We start from the raw sequence: 18,316 nt of genomic DNA, 5'->3' as shown, positions 1-18,316 counted from the left end.
CTAGCCGAACAAAAGGTAAATTTTAGTAAAGTAGTTACTTTGAAATCAGAAGTAGCAATTTTTCTGATAAGTTCTATCCAAGTTCCTAAAAAGAAAATTAACCTGACTTTTAAATTTGTATGGAAAAAAAGCAAAAAACCTAACCCTAACCGTTCTGAGCATTGTGTTATGTTTAAATCTGCCTAATTTTATTGCTTGATTTTAGGGGTTATTTTTCGTCTTTTTTCGACTTCCTGAACGCTTCATAAATTTAGCGGCTTGTATCCCTTTTTGAATTTTGAATTCGAGCGATCGCACAGCGTCTCGTAGAGAAGCGAGAGTCACATAAAAAAATGATTCCTAAAATCTCTGCGTTCTTTGTACCTTTGCGGTTCGATAAATAAATTTTAAACCGAGATTGACTTATTGCAGAAAATATGCTATTTTGTATTGCTATCAATAATATATATAAACGTGAATATCTCTCCATCTCTCAAAAAACCGCGTGTCTCATGGCAGGCGGTTTTCTCACTGTTGATATTTGTGTTCATGTACCTGCCCATACTGGTACTTGGCTTTTATAGCTTCAATCAGTCACCCTACAGTGCAACTTGGCAAGGATTCACTCTCGATTGGTATCGCAAGTTGTTCAGTGACGATCGCATCTTATCAGCTTTGCAAAACAGTATGATAGTTGCAGGTTGTGCCGTGGCAATTTCCGCAGTGCTGGGAACCTTGATGGCGGTTGGGTTGGCGCGTTACGAATTTCCTGGTAAGAAATTGTATCGGGGTATTGCTTACCTACCATTGATTATTCCCGATATTGCGATCGCAGTGGCTACCCTAGTATGTCTAGCAGCCTTTGCAATACCTTTGAGTTTGTGGACAATAGTTGCAGCCCATGTAGTGTTTTGTCTTGCCTACGTCGGGCTTGTAGTCGCTTCCCGACTGACTAATTTAGATCCCCACTTAGAAGAAGCAGCACTAGATTTAGGTGCGACACCAACCCAAGCTTTCATCAAAGTATTGTTACCTCAATTAATGCCTGGGATTGTCGCTGGTTGTCTCTTGGCTTTTGTTCTTAGCTTAGATGACTTTCTTATTGCTAGTTTTACTGCTGGTAGTGGTTCTAACACCCTGCCAATGGAAATTTTTAGCCGCATTAGAACCGGAGTTAAACCTGATATTAATGCTCTGAGTGTAATGTTAATTTTAGTATCTGCGATCGTTGCCCTTGTAGCTGAATTAATTCGCGCTTCTGGAGAGAATAAAACTTTTAAATAAGAGTCGCTATTGGCAATAAAAGTTATAGGTAGGTGATTTCGTTCTTCGTGAACTTTTTTAGATAGCGAACAACAGTTATATTAAAATTTAGGGTGCATTACGGTAAGCCTAATGCCCCAATATTATGGCAATGTGCCATACTTTCTGCTAACACAACGTCATAGTATAGATAAGTAATACCAATTGTCAAAAAGAATGCGACAAATACACCATTTGTAGAGACGCGATTCATCGCGTCTTAACTTAACCCAAGTATGTGTTGCAATCATTAATTGAATTGGTATAAATAAATATAATTTATTCATCCCTTATGCCCTCGTGTGAAAAATAGTTTTAAACACATGAATAAACTTCCGTGTTCGCTTCTCTACATAACTGTTTTCAATTAGATAATATTGGGGCTAACTTTGGAGAAGATGCTATTTCCCCCTCATTATGCAAATCTGCCAAAATCCCAATTGCTCAAATCCATTCAACTCTGATAGCAATAGATTTTGCGTGAGTTGCGGACAAAGCAACTTTGGCAAACTTCTCAGAAACCGTTACCGTGTATTAAGACTCTTAGGTGAAGGTGGATTTAGTAGAACTTATGCTACAGAAGATGTAGACAGACTAAACGCCCCTTGCGTCATCAAGCAATTTTTCCCACAGTTTCAGGGAACAGGACAACGCACTAAAGCCGCAGAATTTTTTAAAGAAGAGGCTTTTCGGTTGTATGAACTGGGAGAAAATCATACCCAAATTCCCAGACTACTAGCTTATTTTGAACAAGGTACTAGCTTATATCTCGTCCAAGAATTTATTCAAGGAAAAACTCTCTTACAAGAAGTTCAGCAACAAATTTATGGCGAACAACAAATTTGGGAACTTTTAGCTGATTTATTGCCAGTTCTGGAATTTATTCATGCCCATAACGTCATTCATCGAGATATCAAACCAGAAAATATCATCCGCCGTGCAAGTGATGAAAAACCCGTATTAATTGACTTTGGTGGTGCGAAACAGGTAACACAAACCAGTATAGGAAGACAAGCTACGGTAATTTATACCCTTGGTTATGCCCCAACAGAACAAATGGCTGGATTTGCTTGTCACGGCAGTGATTTATATGCTTTGGGCGTAACTTGTGTGCGTCTTTTAACTCAATGTTTGCCTTTGCAGGATGCTTCTGGACAGATTAACGATCCTATTTATGATGCCATGAGCGCTAAGTGGTTGTGGCGCGAACGTTTACAAGAAAAAGGTATTACTATCAGCGACGAATTAGGGAAAATTTTAGATAAATTACTCAAACATCTACCGAGTGAAAGGTATCAAACAGCAGTAGAAGTCATTAACGATTTGAAGTTTGCCACATCGAACATTGAACCTGTTGCCTTAAAAATTGTTTCGATGCCTCAACCTATATTACCGCCGCCACCACAAAAAGTAATCGTCCCATTACCCCCATTAGAAACCTTTGAATTTGACGTAGTGACAGTAGACACAGGTGGTAGAGAAGTAAACCGCATGAGTGGTAATGCAAACTTGTTTGCTGAAGAATTAGGTAAGTCTGTCACATTAGAAATGGTATCAATTCCTGGTGGTACTTACATGATGGGTTCACCAGAATTTGAAGGAGATGCTGACGAACGTCCACGACATCAAGTTACCGTTGAACCATTTTTTATGGGGAAATTTCCCGTAACTCAAGCACAGTGGAGAGTAGTAGCAGCTTTACCCAAAGTCAAACAAGCTTTAAATCCCCATCCATCGAAATTCAAAGGTCTAGATAGACCAGTAGAAAATGTATCTTGGTATGAGGCTGTAGAATTCTGTCTCAGGCTATCAGAAAAAACTGGACGCGACTATCGTTTACCAAGTGAAGCGGAATGGGAATATGCTTGTCGGGCTGGAACTACAACCTCATTCCACTTTGGCGAAACCATTACCTCTGAGTTAGTCAGCTGCACTATGGAACCAAAAAGCAAATTCCGTAAAGAAACAACAAACGTCGGTAGTTTTGAAGTCGCCAACGCCTTTGGATTGTACGATATGCACGGGTTAGTTTGGGAATGGTGTGCTGATTCGTGGCATAACAATTATAACGACGCACCCGTAGATGGAACAGCTTGGGAAGTTGGCGGCGATTTAAATCGTCGGGTGCTACGCGGTGGTTCTTGGAGTTTTAGTGCAGAACTTTGTCGCAGCGCTAGCCGTAGCTGGAATGAGTCAGACGGTGGACTGAGGGTTTGTGGCTTTAGAGTAGTATTTTCTGTAGAGGAGATTATTTAGTAATTTGATTACAAGGCTGCATAAATTATGAACAACAAAATTGAGAAAGGTGACATAGTAGTTATAAATAAAAGTGGAAAGCATTATCAGCGAGTGGGTGAAGTTAGTGAGGTAGATTACAATATTTTCTTTGTCAAAATAGTCTTAGTAAAGTTAGGTAATCAAGAAGAAACTTTTGAAGAAAAAGATTTACAATTACAAACTAAAAAGCCGAGTCTACAAGAAGTTATTACATCAATAGACAAAATTTTAGAACAAGTTACTCAGATTCCCCACTTGCCAACACAAGAGAAAGTAGAATTACCCAACCGTTTGAAATATCTGAAATTAGATATTCCTAAATTAGATAAGCAATTGATTCAAAAAAACTTCGACAGTATAGATAAAATACTTGCAGCAACAAGAGAAGTAGACTCTTCAGCCAGCTTTTGGCAGGAAATAGATCCTGATTTGGAGAAAATAAGCTGGTGGATTAGAACAAGTCTGTGAACTAAAAAGGAAATCGGCGAGAATAAATCAGCTTTATTTAGTTCTCAACTAGAGTCTGCGAATATCTAATTAGACTTATTGCATGAATCAAAAGCCCTCATTCTAAATTCCTCTTCCAAGCTTGGGAGAGGAATTTAGAATGAGGGCTCCTAAATAATTAGCATTAGACATAATTAAACGTAGCTATATTTTCTTCATTTTCTATCCTTAATGCTTTATGCCTTATACTTTACGCCTCATTATAAATAGTGATTTTTATTGATAACTGCTTCCTTAAAATTGGATTTGCAACTGGATGGTTTAAACTTTGTTATTAGCTGTATGTTTAGATCAACTTAAGTTTTACAAATATTTTTTTATGGTAAATTCTGACTTTATAGATTAATAAAAGAGATTTTTTTATTTAAAATAAATACGAAGATCATCAGAAATATATATGCATTTTTTTCAGTTTGCAGGGATTGTTGGTTGTACTACGGCAGCTTTCATCTCAATAGCACCCATACAGGTAGAAGCTGCAACTTTTAAAGTGATATCTGGAGTTACCAGCATCGATCGCGATCACGAAAAGATTCTTAGTAGTATTGGGCTAACCTTGACAGGTACTAATCAGACAGTTGCACCAATTCCTAGCAATTATTTAGTTGGCTTCAATATTGACTCACTTACTAACTTCACGTTCAGTGACGAGGGCGGTTTTACTCCACTCTCAGGTACAATCGAGCATACTGGTACTGTTACATTCAACAATCAAATTACTGTTGGTGACTTTTCAATCGGTTTTGCTCCAGGACGTACTGTTACAGGTGCCAGCGGACTTGTTTTAAGAGATACATTTTCTTTAAATACAATTTTGTTTGATTTGAGCGCTCCGGGACTTGTGGCATTTGATGGCCAAAATTTAACCATCCCTGATGTGAAATTATTGATTTCTCCAGAGTTTGCTGATATATTAGGCGACTCTAAATTGATCGGTTTGTTTGCTGGAACTGCACGAATTGATGCTCAAGTTGCTGCCGTACCTGAACCTGATAGTGTACTAGCAACTTTAGTAGCAGGTGTGGCTCTTTTAGCAGCTAGGTTTTATACTCAAAAAATTAAATGCACCTGATATTTTGAAGGATAGCCAACCAAAAGTTCGCTCTACAACCAACGCTTAATCCTTTTCAAATCTCGTTCCCGATCTCCGCTGGAACGAGACAACCCAATTATCAAAAGTGCTGAGTGGGGAATCTCACTTCTTTACTCAGCACAGGCTAAATGTCCCGCTAACGCTCAGTAAAAATGCCCTATGACCAAATACTTTCCGCTCTCATGTTGATGCAATGGCTAACTATGTTTCCGCGAACAGCCTCAACGTTGGTACAGAGATTATTAAACTTCTCTGCTTCTGAGATTACTTGTTGTAAGAAGTTTACTTTCTGAGCGCTGCACAGCATATATATAGTGCGGTATGTCGCGCCATAGTGTCTCCTGAACGACCTTGAGTCCGTTCTTTTCAGCTACACGGCGAGAGGGAATGTTTTCTGGGCGAATGAGGGAGATGACGCGATCGCTACCCAGCACGTTAAAGGCGTAGTCTTGGCAAGCAGATGCAGCTTCAGTTGCGTAACCCTGCATTTGTTGGTCGCGGCGGACATGATAGCCAATTTCGAGTTCTTGGTGTCCCTCGACCTCCTGCCAAATCAGTCCGCAGTCGCCGATTACCTCACCCGTCGTCTTGAGAACCATCGCCCACAAGCCGAGTCCGTGCTGTGCGTAGTTACGGCGATGCCTGTCAATCCATTTTTCCACCATCTCGCGGTCAAAGGGCTTTGGGTAGTAGCGCATCGACTCTGCATCACCGAGGACAAGCAGTAGCGCGTCGAGGTCAGAAAGCGTCATTTCCCGCAGTAATAGGCGTTGAGTTTCCAATATCATTAGTGTAATCCTCGTTTGACTGTCCAGTTTATCTTTGCCTGGTATGTAGTAAGCTCTATTTGTCTACTTTTTACAGTAATTATTTCATTGAATGCGTGTTGCTAAAATCACTGAACTTTTTGCTGTCACGCGGATTTCTGTGGCAGCAATCCGAGGATCTTTGAGCCAAAATTCTCTGATTTGATCTGTGCGTCCGTGCCATTCTGGTGGCCAGTATTCTTCGGGTGTGAGATCGTCTAGTAAGATAAAGCCTCCAGGCTTGAGGGCAGTTATCAATGTTTGAGGTTCTGTAAGTTTTGCCTTTCCGCCATCGGCAAATAACAAATCAAAGGGAGCGTAGGTGAGCAAGTCGCGCCAGTCGCCTTGAAGTGCGCGGACATTAGACTTATCTGCAAATAGCTGTTGCACAACTCTGGCACGATCGCGATCGCTTTCAATAGTAATCAACGTACTATCTGGATGTAATGCACTCACAACCCACGCTGCACCAACCCCACACCCGCTACCAATCTCGCCAATTTGACCCTGTGTGATGTGGTTGGTGAGGACGTGCAACAGGCGGCCAACTTCTGGGAGTGAGGATTGGGTAAACTCAAGTTGTATCGCTAAGGATTCGGCCTGCTGCACTAATGATGGACTAGAGGCGATGGGATGGGTTGTCATGTCTACTCCTTGAGCAAAACTTCTCGCACCATCACACTGGCAATAATGAAACGTGCGCTGAAACCACCTTCCATCCTTCGGTAAACCTGTACCAAGTCTGGCTTTGTCGTCCGAAACGCTCTACACCATTGATAATTCTGCGAAATTCTAAAGTTACTGTTGCTGTATCTTTCCCAAAGGTTACAACCTTGAGATTCGAGATTTCTCGCTCTATTTTTGGGTTTGGTCGATTCTGACGAAACTTACGAATTTCATCGCCACCATAGAGGTTTTCTGTAATTCCAAACCGCACTACTTCGGGCGCATCCCAAAACAAGCTATCCATCACATCCAAATTGTTATTACAAAGAGCTTCTTCATACTTGAGGTATAAATCAGTTACTTCAGTCATAACAGTAGGGTCATTTAAGTAGGTGGGCGGAAAGATTTACAGCTATGTAACAAAAAATTAATCAGTAGAATTAGAATTAAATTTTACACGCTCTGTACTGTAGTTTCCTTTTTCTCCTCTAGCTTGAATACCGTCAATTACGGCATAAGCAAGGTCTAATTCATCGTCAAATATTCGCCCAGATAGCTCCGATTTTTTTAGATGTTGCCATTCCAATTCAATTGGATTCATTTCGGAGCAATACTTGGGTAAAAAGAAGATATATAACCCCATCTGTTCCCACTTTGACCACATCTGTTGGACTTCTTTGCACCGATGTATTGGGCCATTGTCTTGCACTATTACCCTAATACGTCCAACATCAGAGGCTTCACGGGCTTCTTTCTCCATCATCTGGATATAAGACTTGCGGTTAACACCCCCAATCACCAAAGCGTAAACAAAACTGATTAGAGGTTGAAAAAAACCGATAATGCTTAGTCTTCGACCCCGACGCAATGTGAAGTTCTAAACGTTTTTGCTCACCCTTGAAATAATAAGTGTAACTAGGTTCGCTCCATACACAAAACCCTGATTCGTCTAGATATTTAAGGTCTATTTCTCCTGTCGCAGCAGATAACTCCAAGATGTCTAGGTCTGCTTGTTTCCTCGCTTTTGCAATTGGGTCTTGTTTTCTTTTATGACTTTTCCTTGCCCGTTTCCAATTGACCCCCTTTTTTTGAGTACCCGTCTTAATCTGTCAGGACTCAGTTGCACGTTACGTTGTGTGTTTAACTTCTCTGATAATTGGGAACTATTATATGTGCGTGGTTCAACTCTTAGACATTCTTCTAAAAATACTATATCTTCTTCTTTCCACTTGGGTTTTAACCCTCGACCCGGTAATTCCCAAAGACTCTCTAAACCTTGTTTTCTCCATTTGTGCAAAACGTCTCTAACTGTTTGCTTATCCCAATCAAAGTGGGCTGCTATTTTTTCTACATACCAGCCATGTGCGTTTAGCTTGATTACTTCTGCTCTATCTTTAACCTTCTGTGGCACCTCAAGGCTTCTTAGATTTAACAGAGTTTGATCTTGCTCACGAGTTAGAAATACTCTTAAACGAGCGCCCATATATAAGTCACCTCATGTCGATGCATTCTCCGTATTTACTTATCTTCACATAGTCTGGTTTTTTTATGCCCACCTACTTATAGTAGTCATTATTGTTAGCAATTTTTGATGTTATGGCTGATTATGCACTCTTTTAAATCGTCAGAGTTATTTTTCTTTTAAGCTCCTTCAGTACGTAGATTCAAACGAACCAGATCGCGGAAGGTGGAGATTTGCTGCATAAAGAAAATTGAGCCTGCAATACAAATACTTGCACCAAGGATGACAGTATTGCTACTACCAATTTTGCTTGCTAGTGCGCCAGCTATTAAGTTACCTATCGGTACTGCGCCTGTAGATGCCATAACGTAAAGACCAGTAATTTGTCCGCGATTTTCATCGCTCACCAACAACTGAAGCAAAGTGCGTCCGGCAATTATCTGCAAAATAAAGCCGAAACCAGCTGCAAATAATGAGAGCAGCGAAAGCCAGAACACACGAGATAGGGCAAAGACAATTAAGCTTACTCCCATAAAACCTATACCCAAAGCTAGAACTTTACCCGACTCCAGTACATTGCTATGCTTTGTTAAATAGATACCACCTGCTAAGGTTCCCAAACTGGAAGCTGTCATCAGGAAACCGAAGGTGTTAGGGCCACCTTGCAAAATCTCCTTGGCAAAAATCGGCCCCAAAGCTAAATAAAATCCCCACACGCAGCAAACTAAACCCGAACCAGTTAAGACTGAGCGAATTGGCAAAAATCCAAAAGCATATTTAAAACTAGTTTTTAATTCTTCTAAAGGTTTGCGTTTGGAAATAACGGCTTTTCTGGATGTCAGACGTATTGCTAGGAGGGCAATAATTACAGCGATGTAACTGATGCTATCAATCAGGAAACATAGCCCCGATCCCAGCGCTACAATTAATAAACCTGCGATCGCAGGGCCTACCATACTCGTCACACTCACCAGGGAAGAATATAAGGCAAAGGCATTACCGAGATTTTCCTTACCAACTGTTTCGGGAAGAAAGGCCTGCCGAGTCGGAATATCGAAGGCGTTGATAATCCCTTGCAGCATACCAAGAATTACAATATACTCGATATTAATCGTACCGCTTAGAGCTAGCCACGTTAAAGCTAAAGACTGAAGCATCCCTAGAATTTGGGCAACTAGTAGAATTTGATGACGATTCAAGCGATCGGCAATGATTCCACCCAGAGGAATCAATAGAAGTGTGGGAATTTGGCTGGCAAAGCCCACTAAACCTAGTAACAAAGCGGAATCGGTGAGGCGATATACTAACCAACTAGTAGCCACTTGAGTCATTGACGTACCAATCAGAGAAATTGCCTGACCTGTGTAGTACAGGCGAAAATTTCTGGAACTAAAAGCACGGAACATGACTTGTGATTTTTTTGATGCTTCCATACATCACCCCTGAGTTGTTCCCAGTTCTTAACCGTGAATAAAAAAGTAGGCAGTCATGCTGAAAGCAACAATCATCACAAATTTCCGAATTAAGTGCGGTTCAAGTTTACGAGCATAATGGGCGCTTAAATAACCACCAAGAGAGCCACCGACTGCCATCAAAATAGCTTGATGCCAAGCAATCACACCTGCAAAAAGAAATGGAACGATCGCAATACCATTGATACAACTCCCTAAAAATGTCTTGAAAGCATTCATTTTGTGAATACTTTTGATACCTAAAAAGGTTAGAGCTGCCAGCATTAAAATCCCTATACCTGCGCCGAAGAAACCGCCATAGATGGCGATCGCTAGTTGAGCCAGTACCAAATTAAACAACGGTACAGATTCCGGTGAGGTGTTCTGGTTTTGACGCTGCAACCACTTTTTGAACGGTTCGCCAAAGGTAAACACAACTGTTGCTAGCAGCAATAGATAGGGAATCAGCTTTTTAAAGACATCTGGCGATGTATACAACAAAGCTATGGAGCCAATCATGCCACCAACTAAACTGACGCCACATAAAAGTAAAAAATCTCGCCGCTCGATGCCCAAATCTTGACGATATGCTCCAGCACTGGCTAGGGTAGCCACCCAAATTGCAGTATTATTGGTGGCGTTAGCTGCGATCGGTGGTACACCCGTGAAGATAAGAGTTGGAAACGTGATAAAACTTCCACCACCTGCTACAGCATTTAACCCACCTGCAATAAAAGCGGTACTAAACAACAGCAAGCTATGGATAAACGTTAATGATGGCGGCATTATTTTTAATTACGAACTTGTACTGAGTTTCGACTACGCTCAACTACCGCGTAACCGTAAAGCCTGCGGCATAGCTACGCTTCGGGCGCAGCCTCTCGTAGAGAAGTATTACGAATTACGAATTACGAATTATAAGTCTGGGAATATCACTTGGAGAATGGGCAATCAAGTCAGCACCATGAGCTTTTAATTCCTCCTCAGTTCCATAGCCATAGGTAACACCAATTGAGGTGATGTGATTGTGCTTGGCTCCAATGATGTCATGTGAGCGATCGCCTACCATCACCACAGTAGATGGTAAAAGTTTTTCTGTTAATAAAATATGCTGAATTAAGTCACCTTTTATGCTCCGCGTTCCGTCAAGTTCGCTACCATAAACACCATCAAAAAGCAAGGATAAGCTAAAATATTCAATAATTTGCGTAGCATAAATATATGGTTTGGAAGTTGCAACAAAAGTTTTATAACCATCGAAACGAATGGCTTTTAAAACTTCTGCAATCTGGGGATAAAGGGAATTTTCAAATAATCCAATTGTGGCAAAGCGACGACGATATAGGGAAAGAGCCTGTTCAATTACTGTGCCATCCAAGGTATTGAGTAATTGCGAAAAGCTATCTTTCAGTGGTGGGCCAATACACCAATTTAATTCATCAGCATCCGGTGGTTTGTAACCGAGTTCAGAGAGCGCATACTGAATGCAACCAGTAATGCCAGGTTTAGGATTTGTCAAAGTCCCGTCAAGATCGAAAAGGATAGCGGAGAAAGGCATATCTTAATTCCCAATTTAACCCCTAATTTTGAGCGATTTCACAAAGCCTTCTGCACTAAGTAAGGCGATACCCAATGTGACAACACCAATCCCTACACTCTGAATCAAGTTTAAAGTTTCGTTAATCGTTATCCATGCAACTAACGCTGTCAATGCTGGACTGCTAGAGCCGATTATAGAAGCGGTAGATGCGCCAACCATGCGAATTCCCACATTGTTTAAAGTGTGTCCGAGAAAGCTGACAAGACCTGAAAATATGCTACCAATCCATAGGGGTGTCCAGTCAAGTTGAGCGCTTTTACCTGGCCAGAACACTAAGCTAACACCAGAGAGCAGTAGAGTACAGGCAAAACTGATCCAGGTAAAGGGAATTGGATGGAATTTTTCTAAACATTTTTGGGCAATGATGCCATAAAAGGCATAAACTATCCCAGCGCCAAAACTAGCGAAAATGCCGATCGCAATGGTATGACTGCTGTAGGTAGCAGAAGATTGGGGAATGGTGAGAGCGCTTCCTACCAGAATAATAGCCATTACCAGCCAACGGAACAACGTGGGGCGATCGCCAAAAAATCTCCAAGAAAGCAGCGCTGTAAATACGGGATAGGTGAAGAAGAGGGTCAAGGCAATACCTGTGGGAATCAAGCCAATAGCAATGTAGAGTGAGGCGATATACATAAACATCAGCACCCCACAGCCAAGAGCTTGAATCAGAACATCCCTGCGCTTGCGGGTGAACAAGTCTTGGAGTTCTGTCCAAGCAGATGGATATAGCTTGAATGATAGAGATGCCATGAGTGGAACCACCAGCAGCATTCGCATGAACATCAGCAAGAAGGAATTCTGCAAATCCGGTTTAACGTATCCACCGAGTAAAAATAAACCTAGTACGAGATGTTCTGAAAACAAAACTCGGACAGTAACGTTGTGAAACGTCAAAACAAAAGAGGATAGAAGAACCGTCAGGATGCCCAACACGATAAAAAGTTTCCTTAGAGACGACTTGATTGTATTGTTAAAACCACTGGAATAACAAACCAGATGAAGTTTGAGGAAATCAAAGCCGTCGCTTCAAAAACACTGCCAGTTGTTCAATCAAAACTATGCAAAGGAACCGACGCCCACAGGTTCAGGAGCAGTCTTTGTGGTGAACTGGTTCACCGGACGAGGCAAACCAAGATTTTCGCGTAAAGTACTGCCTTCATACTCAGTACGAAATATTCCTCGGCGTTGCAGTTCGGGAATTACCAAGTCTACGAATTCCTCTAAACCGCCAGGTAGCCAGGGTGGCATAATGTTAAATCCATCAGCCCCACCATTGACGAACCAATCTTCTAACTGATCGGCAATGTGTTCTGGTGTTCCGAGAATCGTTCGATGTCCCCGCGCTCCTGCAATCCACAAATACAGTTGTCGGATTGTTAAATTCTCTCTGCGGGCAAGATCGGTAATCAGCTGTAAGCGGCTTTTGCCACCGTTGGTATCTGGCAGATCCGGCAGCGGCCCATCTAGGGGATATTTGGACAAATCATGACCACCCACTAGCCCAGAAAGCAGCCCTAATCCGACCAAGGGATGGATCAACTCCTGAAGTTGTTCATATTTATCCTTAGCTTCCTGTTCAGTCTTACCAATTACCGGGAATACCCCTGGCATAATTTTGAGATGGTCAGGGGAACGTCCGTATTTAGCCAATCTCCCCTTGACGCTGGTGTAGAAGGCTTGAGCTTCTGCCAATGTCTGTTGTGCAGTGAAAATCACCTCTGCTGTTTGGGCAGCCAAATCCTGTCCAGGCTCGGAAGATCCAGCTTGTACGATTACTGGATATCCCTGCGGTGGACGCGCTACATTGAGCGGGCCGCGCACCGTGAAATATTTACCCTTGTGGTGGGGAACATGCAACTTTTCTGCATCAAAGTAAATACCTGACTCCTTATCGTGGAGAAAAGCATCGTCTTCCCAACTGTCCCAAAGTTTGGTGACAACATCCACAAATTCCTTCGCTCGTTCATAACGCAGTGAGTGTTCTAGGTGCTTTTCTTGGCTGAAATTCTGCGCTGCGGCTTCAGCAGCAGAGGTTACGAGATTCCATCCGGCACGACCACCACTTAGATAATCCAGTGAGGCAAACTTGCGGGCGAGATGAAAAGGCTCATCATAAGTTGTTGATGATGTTGCCACCAACCCGATATTTTCTGTCACCGCAGACAGAGCCGACAATAAGGTTAAAGGTTCAAAGTGGACGCTGAATTGTCCCGAACGGCTAAAAGCCTCAGCCCCTTGTCCTCTATCCCAGACGGCTAAACCATCTGCGAGGAAAAGCATATCAAATTTACCCCGTTCAGCTGTTTGTGCCAGCCGTTTGTAATGCTGGAAGTTCAGACCTCCATCAGCCGGAGTGTTGGGATGCCGCCATGCTGCGACATGATGACCACTACCGGGTAAAAATGCTCCGAGTTTAAGTTGTTTTTTCGTACTCATGTTTCTTTTTCGAGGGCGTACTTATGCTTTTTTCGTTCTCTTGTTTGGAACAAGAAAATGTTAGTTATTAGGACTCTGGTCTTGTTGCTTGGATAGAGGGTAGTTTAGAGAATTCATCGTACCAATTAGCAAGTTTTGGATATTTTTGCCGCGATTGCAGATCGGGAAGACGGATCTCTAATCCAAGTGCAGAAGCGAAGGTTATATGAGCAAGTTTTGGAGTTTGGTCGAGTTTATCTGATATTTTCTCGAAGTAGTCTAAAATTCTTAACGCTCGCTCACGCTCAAACTCAATCGTCCCAGAAGACTGCTCGTTGAGAGGACGCCTTAACTCTCGCACCCAGACAGCAATGCCATCTATGAACCCACCAGTCATACCTTCGAGTTGCTGTAAAAAGCCATTAGAAATGTCAGTAACTAGTTTGATCCCAGGATTTAAGTGATTCAGATAGGCACAAATTATACGTGTTTCACTCAAAATAAATCCGTCGTCAGTCGCTAGGGTTGGTACTTTACCTGTAGGGTTGTAATTCAGTAAGTCGCTGTTCGTCGGATCTCGTGCAATGACTTTTTGCGTTTCGATGCGATCGCACAAATTCAATTCTATTATTGCTACCCGTGCAATACGTGCATAGGGCGAGTTGGGTGTATAGAAGAGTTTCATAAAAAAGCGCGATCGTCATTAGATACTGGATTCAAATGTCTATCGCCTTAACATTTGAAAAATCTGGTCAATAAATTGCAGTAATGCCTGTCACCGCTACTTGCAGAACACGAGAAGGCAGAGCCTCAGCACGCTCGATTAAAGTATCTGCTATTGTTTCCAAAACAGTAGCGCGTGTATCACCCATGTATCGCTCCTCTGTCCAAGTATGGAACTTGCTTTACTACCAATGAAACTTCTATACAGAGATTGTCTAGTAGTTCGCCAAGTTTCCTTGGCGGGGTAAAAGGTAATGGGTAAAAGTGTTTTATCCTTTCCCCTTTAACCCTTAACCTTTACCCAATCCTCACAAGCGCATTTTTTGGTTGCCAGACTACTAGCTGGTATTTTATTTTTACGCAAGTCCCTATTACGCAGTCACCGCCTGACGACGATTGTACTCAGAAGCATCTCCTTTGATAGCCTCACTTTGCTTACCATCAATGCCAACGGGGAGATCGCCGACAACTGTCACGCGTTGAACGTGGCGGGGCTGATCGCCGTAATCTGCGATCGCATAATGTTGAGTAGCCCGATTATCCCAAAAGGCTACGTCACCAACTTGCCAACGCCACCGGACTGTGTTCTCAGGACGTGTGATGTATGCTTGCAACAGCCGCAGAATGTCATCTGATTCAGTTGTCGATAAGCCACGGAACTGGCGCACAAATCCGCCGATGAATAACCCACGCTCCCCAGATTCGGGATGGACGCGTACAACTGGGTGCAGAGTCTCGTATACAGTGGAGGTGAAGACAGCCCGATGAGCCTTGACATCTTCAGGTAGGTCGAATCCAGTTGCATAGTCGTAGACATTGCTATGTACTGCCCAAAGTTGGTCTGCAAGATTACGCAGATGGATAGGTAAATCTTGGTATGCAGTTACTGAGTTGGCCCAGATTGTATCGCCACCAGTTGGCGGAATGTCAAGCGCTCGTAAGATAGAACCGAGAGGAGGACGGTCTACAAATGTTACATCGGTATGCCAGCTATTGGCGCGGGAAGTGGTACGACCATAATTCAGGTCTAAGACTTCTGGGTTTTCTGGCAGCGATGGTACAGTTGGGTGGGCTGTAGTGAGTTCACCAAAACGACGAGCGAAGGCTACTTGTCCATCAGCATCCAGCTGTTGCTGACCACGGAAAAAGATAACTTTGTATTTGACTAGAGTCTTGCGAATATCGCTGATGATGTCATCGCTGAGGTGAGAACTCAGATTAACACCAATAATTTCAGCACCGATACGTCCTGCAACTGGTTTGATATCAAAGTATTGAGAACCCATGTTTTAATCTCCAAGAAGTTTATGTTTTTACAAGATGTAGAAGACGCGATTCGTCGCGTCTGATTAATCGCGTCTACTAAACACCAGGGGTAGATCCGCCATCAACGATAATCTCTGTTCCTGTAATCGATGCAGCAAGATCGGACACCAAAAATAGCGCCAGCGCGGCAATTTCTTCTGGCTGGGCGATTCTTTTTAAAGGAATACTTTGGATGTTTTGTGCCTTTACTTGCTCGACAGTGATGCCTTGCGCTTGGGCATTCTGCCGCGCTAAAGTCTCAGCACGCTCTGTAGCTGTAGCACCAGGGGAGATAGCGTTAATGCGAATCTTGTACTCGGCTAGCTCTTTAGAAATGCCCTTTGTGAAGTTCAGCAAAGCAGCATTACTTGTACCGCCAGCTAGGAAGTTAGGACGAGGTGTCCGTCCTGCACCACCAACTATATTGACAATCCGCCCATCACCGCGACTTTTTTGATGGGGAACGACGGCTCTAACTAAGCGGATATAGCCCAATAATTTTAAGTTCCAAGCATCCAAAAATAAATCATCAGTGGATTCTAGGAAAGACCCAGCACGGGCTGAACCTGCATTATTAATCAAGATATCAATCTGATTAAATTGGGCTAATGTTGTGGAGACAACTTTCTCTACATCCTCTGCCTTAGTTAAATCAGCACTGATGGCAATAACTTTAGCGCCAGAAGTTGGTAAAGACTGGATGGCAACTACTGCATTTTCTAGTCTTTCTTGATTGCGGGCTGCGATCGCAACATTCACACCCTCACTATAAAGTGCTTTAGCGGTAGCTAATCCAATTCCCGCACTTCCTCCAGTAACGATCGCTGTTTTACCTGATAGTTTTAGTTCTAAACTCATACAAACTTACCCTCAAAAATGTAATTTATCAAAACAGAATTCAGGAGTCAGGAGCCAGAATTCAGAATGAATTTTGCGCGTTTGGCGCATAGCACAGCGTTAGCGAGTATTTTCGAGTCGCGTCTTGATTCTGACTCCTGAATTCTGACTTCTTCTTCAATTGCGAACCAATAATATTGCTGATTGAGAGCCTGTATTGTGGATATCTAAGATGGCTTGATTTTCCCCAGAAGTGCAGCCCAGAAGTATTTTGATTTCTGTATCCCGTTTTTCCAAGTCAACGCTACAAATGACGGCGGTGACTTTTTTGCTAGACAAACTACCTATCCAGACATCAATATCGGCTCCATCTCCAGAGCGAGTGTTTTCCAAGTATCCATAGTCCAACGGATAAACAAAGGATGGATAACGTGGATGTGATGTCCCTTTTGGGCGATCTATCTTCAGATTTCTAAGGGCTACAAGCCGATCTAGTTTGAACCAGAAGTCAGTGCTATCCCTCATATCATCTGCGATCGCTCAATTTGAAATGTGCAACACAGCTTTGCCAGGAAAACGCCTATCGAGTAGTTGTTGGGCCACATCAGCTATTTCTGTCCAAGAAGCTTCTAAGTCAATGTGAGGATGTAACTCACCTGCTTCTACTAGACTCAAAAGCCGTTTTAAACCGACTGCTGCTGATTCAAATCTCAACTCATCGAACAGACGTAAACCATACAGGCTCACGCTACCAGTCCCAAAAAATTGAGCCGCATTGAATGTCACTTCAGCTCCCCCAGATACTCCATACAGCACAGTTTTTCCATCCTGTGCCAGTAAGCCAAGGGCTACCCCTAAAGTCTTGCCACCTACTGACTCTACAATTAGATCGTAGGGACCGTACTCGCTGGCGGGTGAGAGGTCTTCGCCAATCACCACCAATTGTGCACCTGCTTCTCTAACTAGAGTTTCATACCCAGCTTGACGAATATGTGCCACAACTTGCGCTCCTGACAGTTGCGCCAATTGAATAGCGAAGTAACCAACGCCTCCTGATGCGCCTGTAACCAGAACTGTCCGACCCAAAAGTGAACCACCTTTTAATACTGCATGGTATGCAGTTAAACCCGCTACAGGCAGTGTGGCGGCTTGAGCAAAAGATACCGATGACGGCACTACTGCTAAGGCGTCAGTAGGAACAGACACGAGTTCTGCCCAAGCACCGGCACGGCGCAAGCCAACTACACGCGCCCCAAGGGGAGGCCCCGAACCATCGGCGGCGGGGATTTCCACTACACCTGCAAAATCCCAACCAGGCTGCCAACCAGCCTCAGCAGTAGTTGAACGTTTTATCTCTCCCCGATTGAGGGAAATTGCCGCTACCCGCACTAGAGCTTCATCTGGGGCTGGCTTTGGTGCAGTCACTTCACTCAGTGCCAAACGCCCCGGCACATTGGGATCGACAATCACAGCACGTATTTTGCTCATAAGGTTGCCCTGGCTTAGAGATTAATTTCTAGTTCGTTGGTTCGCAATCTTATACCTGCAATAAATAATCTCGATAGATTAGCTATTTATTCTTAACTTCAAATCCTTGCAACTAGGTTAACGAGATTTAAAACAACGGTATCTTGATAAAATTACAGTATTTTATGGTTTGTACAAAAAAATTATCACAGACAGCCAGAAGAATCAAGCACCTTGTGGATAAATTCGCCGTTGACACTTCTTGCACTGTAGTCAAGGCAAGTGGCTTCCGTATGGTTCGGAGTTCTTTTTTTGATTTCTCCATGTGATACCAATTCACGAAAACCCTGATACAAATAAAGCATCAAGAATAAAACCCCAACCTGTAATATTTGCAACAATTGATGTGTTTAATTTCTTAAG

At 42.8% G+C, this 18,316-nt stretch carries 18 protein-coding genes and 1 pseudogene; 4 read left to right on the top strand and 15 right to left on the bottom strand.

Going from position 1 to position 18,316, the window contains the following annotated elements; all coding sequences use genetic code 11:
- The first annotated feature begins 453 nt into the window (after nt 1–453).
- Entirely contained in the window at nt 454–1,263 is an 810-nt protein-coding gene (locus tag V7K53_RS23650; RefSeq protein ID WP_335199988.1) for an ABC transporter permease, read from the top strand.
- 97 nt (nt 1,264–1,360) lie between these two features.
- Here the strand turns inward: V7K53_RS23650 and V7K53_RS23645 are convergent, their stop codons facing one another.
- The gene (locus tag V7K53_RS23645; RefSeq protein ID WP_335199986.1) at nt 1,361–1,495 is read right to left on the bottom strand and encodes a hypothetical protein; all 135 of its coding nucleotides are present in this window, start codon (nt 1,493–1,495) and stop codon (nt 1,361–1,363) included.
- A gap of 203 nt (nt 1,496–1,698) precedes the next feature.
- Here V7K53_RS23645 and V7K53_RS23640 point away from each other — a divergent pair, with 203 nt between their 5' ends.
- The 3 genes from V7K53_RS23640 (at nt 1,699) to V7K53_RS23630 (ending at nt 5,137) form a co-directional block, all read left to right on the top strand.
- Nucleotides 1,699–3,537: a bifunctional serine/threonine-protein kinase/formylglycine-generating enzyme family protein gene (locus V7K53_RS23640; RefSeq protein WP_335199984.1), complete on the top strand. Its 1,839-nt coding sequence runs from the start codon at nt 1,699–1,701 to the stop codon at nt 3,535–3,537.
- A gap of 27 nt (nt 3,538–3,564) precedes the next feature.
- Entirely contained in the window at nt 3,565–4,026 is a 462-nt protein-coding gene (locus V7K53_RS23635) for a hypothetical protein (RefSeq protein WP_335199982.1), read from the top strand.
- A gap of 436 nt (nt 4,027–4,462) precedes the next feature.
- Nucleotides 4,463–5,137 carry a hypothetical protein gene (locus V7K53_RS23630; RefSeq protein ID WP_335199981.1) on the top strand — a complete coding sequence of 225 codons (675 nt, stop codon included), beginning with the start codon at nt 4,463–4,465 and terminating at the stop codon, nt 5,135–5,137.
- A gap of 263 nt (nt 5,138–5,400) precedes the next feature.
- Here V7K53_RS23630 and V7K53_RS23625 read toward each other — a convergent pair whose 3' ends face one another.
- The 14 genes and pseudogenes from V7K53_RS23625 to V7K53_RS23560 all read right to left on the bottom strand — a co-directional run bounded on the left by V7K53_RS23625 (nt 5,401) and on the right by V7K53_RS23560 (nt 17,914).
- On the bottom strand, nt 5,401–5,946 hold the full coding sequence (locus tag V7K53_RS23625) for a GNAT family N-acetyltransferase (protein ID WP_335199979.1): 546 nt from the start codon (nt 5,944–5,946) through the stop codon (nt 5,401–5,403).
- An 84-nt stretch (nt 5,947–6,030) separates the two neighbouring features.
- On the bottom strand, nt 6,031–6,609 hold the full coding sequence (locus V7K53_RS23620; RefSeq protein WP_335199978.1) for an O-methyltransferase: 579 nt from the start codon (nt 6,607–6,609) through the stop codon (nt 6,031–6,033).
- A 31-nt stretch (nt 6,610–6,640) separates the two neighbouring features.
- The gene (gene hpxZ, locus V7K53_RS23615) at nt 6,641–7,036 is read right to left on the bottom strand and encodes an oxalurate catabolism protein HpxZ (protein ID WP_335200049.1); all 396 of its coding nucleotides are present in this window, start codon (nt 7,034–7,036) and stop codon (nt 6,641–6,643) included.
- A 21-nt stretch (nt 7,037–7,057) separates the two neighbouring features.
- Nucleotides 7,058–8,113: pseudogene (locus V7K53_RS23610) on the bottom strand (IS630 family transposase).
- A gap of 158 nt (nt 8,114–8,271) precedes the next feature.
- Nucleotides 8,272–9,525, bottom strand: a complete 1,254-nt coding sequence (locus V7K53_RS23605; RefSeq protein WP_335199977.1) for an MFS transporter — start codon at nt 9,523–9,525, stop codon at nt 8,272–8,274.
- 27 nt (nt 9,526–9,552) lie between these two features.
- A complete protein-coding gene (locus V7K53_RS23600; RefSeq protein WP_335199976.1) occupies nt 9,553–10,329 on the bottom strand; it encodes a sulfite exporter TauE/SafE family protein in 777 nt (258 codons plus the stop codon).
- A gap of 115 nt (nt 10,330–10,444) precedes the next feature.
- Nucleotides 10,445–11,101: an HAD family hydrolase gene (locus tag V7K53_RS23595; protein WP_335199974.1), complete on the bottom strand. Its 657-nt coding sequence runs from the start codon at nt 11,099–11,101 to the stop codon at nt 10,445–10,447.
- Between the two features lie 15 nt (nt 11,102–11,116).
- Complete coding sequence (locus V7K53_RS23590; RefSeq protein ID WP_335199971.1) at nt 11,117–12,040, bottom strand: DMT family transporter; 924 nt, start codon at nt 12,038–12,040, stop codon at nt 11,117–11,119.
- A gap of 162 nt (nt 12,041–12,202) precedes the next feature.
- Nucleotides 12,203–13,582: an LLM class flavin-dependent oxidoreductase gene (locus V7K53_RS23585; RefSeq protein ID WP_335199969.1), complete on the bottom strand. Its 1,380-nt coding sequence runs from the start codon at nt 13,580–13,582 to the stop codon at nt 12,203–12,205.
- 67 nt (nt 13,583–13,649) lie between these two features.
- Nucleotides 13,650–14,246 carry a glutathione S-transferase family protein gene (locus V7K53_RS23580; protein ID WP_335199967.1) on the bottom strand — a complete coding sequence of 199 codons (597 nt, stop codon included), beginning with the start codon at nt 14,244–14,246 and terminating at the stop codon, nt 13,650–13,652.
- A gap of 409 nt (nt 14,247–14,655) precedes the next feature.
- Nucleotides 14,656–15,570 carry a TauD/TfdA dioxygenase family protein gene (locus tag V7K53_RS23575; protein WP_335199965.1) on the bottom strand — a complete coding sequence of 305 codons (915 nt, stop codon included), beginning with the start codon at nt 15,568–15,570 and terminating at the stop codon, nt 14,656–14,658.
- A gap of 76 nt (nt 15,571–15,646) precedes the next feature.
- Entirely contained in the window at nt 15,647–16,447 is an 801-nt protein-coding gene (locus V7K53_RS23570; RefSeq protein ID WP_335199964.1) for an SDR family oxidoreductase, read from the bottom strand.
- Nucleotides 16,448–16,603: 156 nt separating this feature from the next.
- Nucleotides 16,604–16,951: a hypothetical protein gene (locus tag V7K53_RS23565; RefSeq protein WP_335199963.1), complete on the bottom strand. Its 348-nt coding sequence runs from the start codon at nt 16,949–16,951 to the stop codon at nt 16,604–16,606.
- Nucleotides 16,952–16,966: 15 nt separating this feature from the next.
- Nucleotides 16,967–17,914: a zinc-binding dehydrogenase gene (locus tag V7K53_RS23560; RefSeq protein ID WP_335199962.1), complete on the bottom strand. Its 948-nt coding sequence runs from the start codon at nt 17,912–17,914 to the stop codon at nt 16,967–16,969.
- Between the last annotated feature and the right edge of the window lie 402 nt (nt 17,915–18,316).

This window comes from Nostoc sp. (assembly GCF_036917355.1).
Taxonomy (GTDB): Bacteria; Cyanobacteriota; Cyanobacteriia; order Cyanobacteriales; family Nostocaceae; genus Nostoc.
Note: the sequence above shows the minus strand (reverse complement) of the source record. Positions and strands in the feature narration are given on the sequence as shown.

Coding starts and splice junctions, on each gene's coding strand:
- V7K53_RS23600 (WP_335199976.1), bottom strand. CDS start 10,329: ATGCCGCCATCATTAACGTTTATCCATAGCTTGCTGTTGTTTAGTACC.
- V7K53_RS23560 (WP_335199962.1), bottom strand. CDS start 17,914: ATGAGCAAAATACGTGCTGTGATTGTCGATCCCAATGTGCCGGGGCGT.
- V7K53_RS23595 (WP_335199974.1), bottom strand. CDS start 11,101: ATGCCTTTCTCCGCTATCCTTTTCGATCTTGACGGGACTTTGACAAAT.
- V7K53_RS23640 (WP_335199984.1), top strand. CDS start 1,699: ATGCAAATCTGCCAAAATCCCAATTGCTCAAATCCATTCAACTCTGAT.
- V7K53_RS23630 (WP_335199981.1), top strand. CDS start 4,463: ATGCATTTTTTTCAGTTTGCAGGGATTGTTGGTTGTACTACGGCAGCT.
- V7K53_RS23580 (WP_335199967.1), bottom strand. CDS start 14,246: ATGAAACTCTTCTATACACCCAACTCGCCCTATGCACGTATTGCACGG.
- V7K53_RS23605 (WP_335199977.1), bottom strand. CDS start 9,525: ATGGAAGCATCAAAAAAATCACAAGTCATGTTCCGTGCTTTTAGTTCC.
- V7K53_RS23635 (WP_335199982.1), top strand. CDS start 3,565: ATGAACAACAAAATTGAGAAAGGTGACATAGTAGTTATAAATAAAAGT.
- V7K53_RS23585 (WP_335199969.1), bottom strand. CDS start 13,582: ATGAGTACGAAAAAACAACTTAAACTCGGAGCATTTTTACCCGGTAGT.
- V7K53_RS23625 (WP_335199979.1), bottom strand. CDS start 5,946: ATGATATTGGAAACTCAACGCCTATTACTGCGGGAAATGACGCTTTCT.
- V7K53_RS23565 (WP_335199963.1), bottom strand. CDS start 16,951: ATGAGGGATAGCACTGACTTCTGGTTCAAACTAGATCGGCTTGTAGCC.
- V7K53_RS23570 (WP_335199964.1), bottom strand. CDS start 16,447: ATGAGTTTAGAACTAAAACTATCAGGTAAAACAGCGATCGTTACTGGA.
- V7K53_RS23645 (WP_335199986.1), bottom strand. CDS start 1,495: ATGAATCGCGTCTCTACAAATGGTGTATTTGTCGCATTCTTTTTGACA.
- V7K53_RS23620 (WP_335199978.1), bottom strand. CDS start 6,609: ATGACAACCCATCCCATCGCCTCTAGTCCATCATTAGTGCAGCAGGCC.
- V7K53_RS23575 (WP_335199965.1), bottom strand. CDS start 15,570: ATGGGTTCTCAATACTTTGATATCAAACCAGTTGCAGGACGTATCGGT.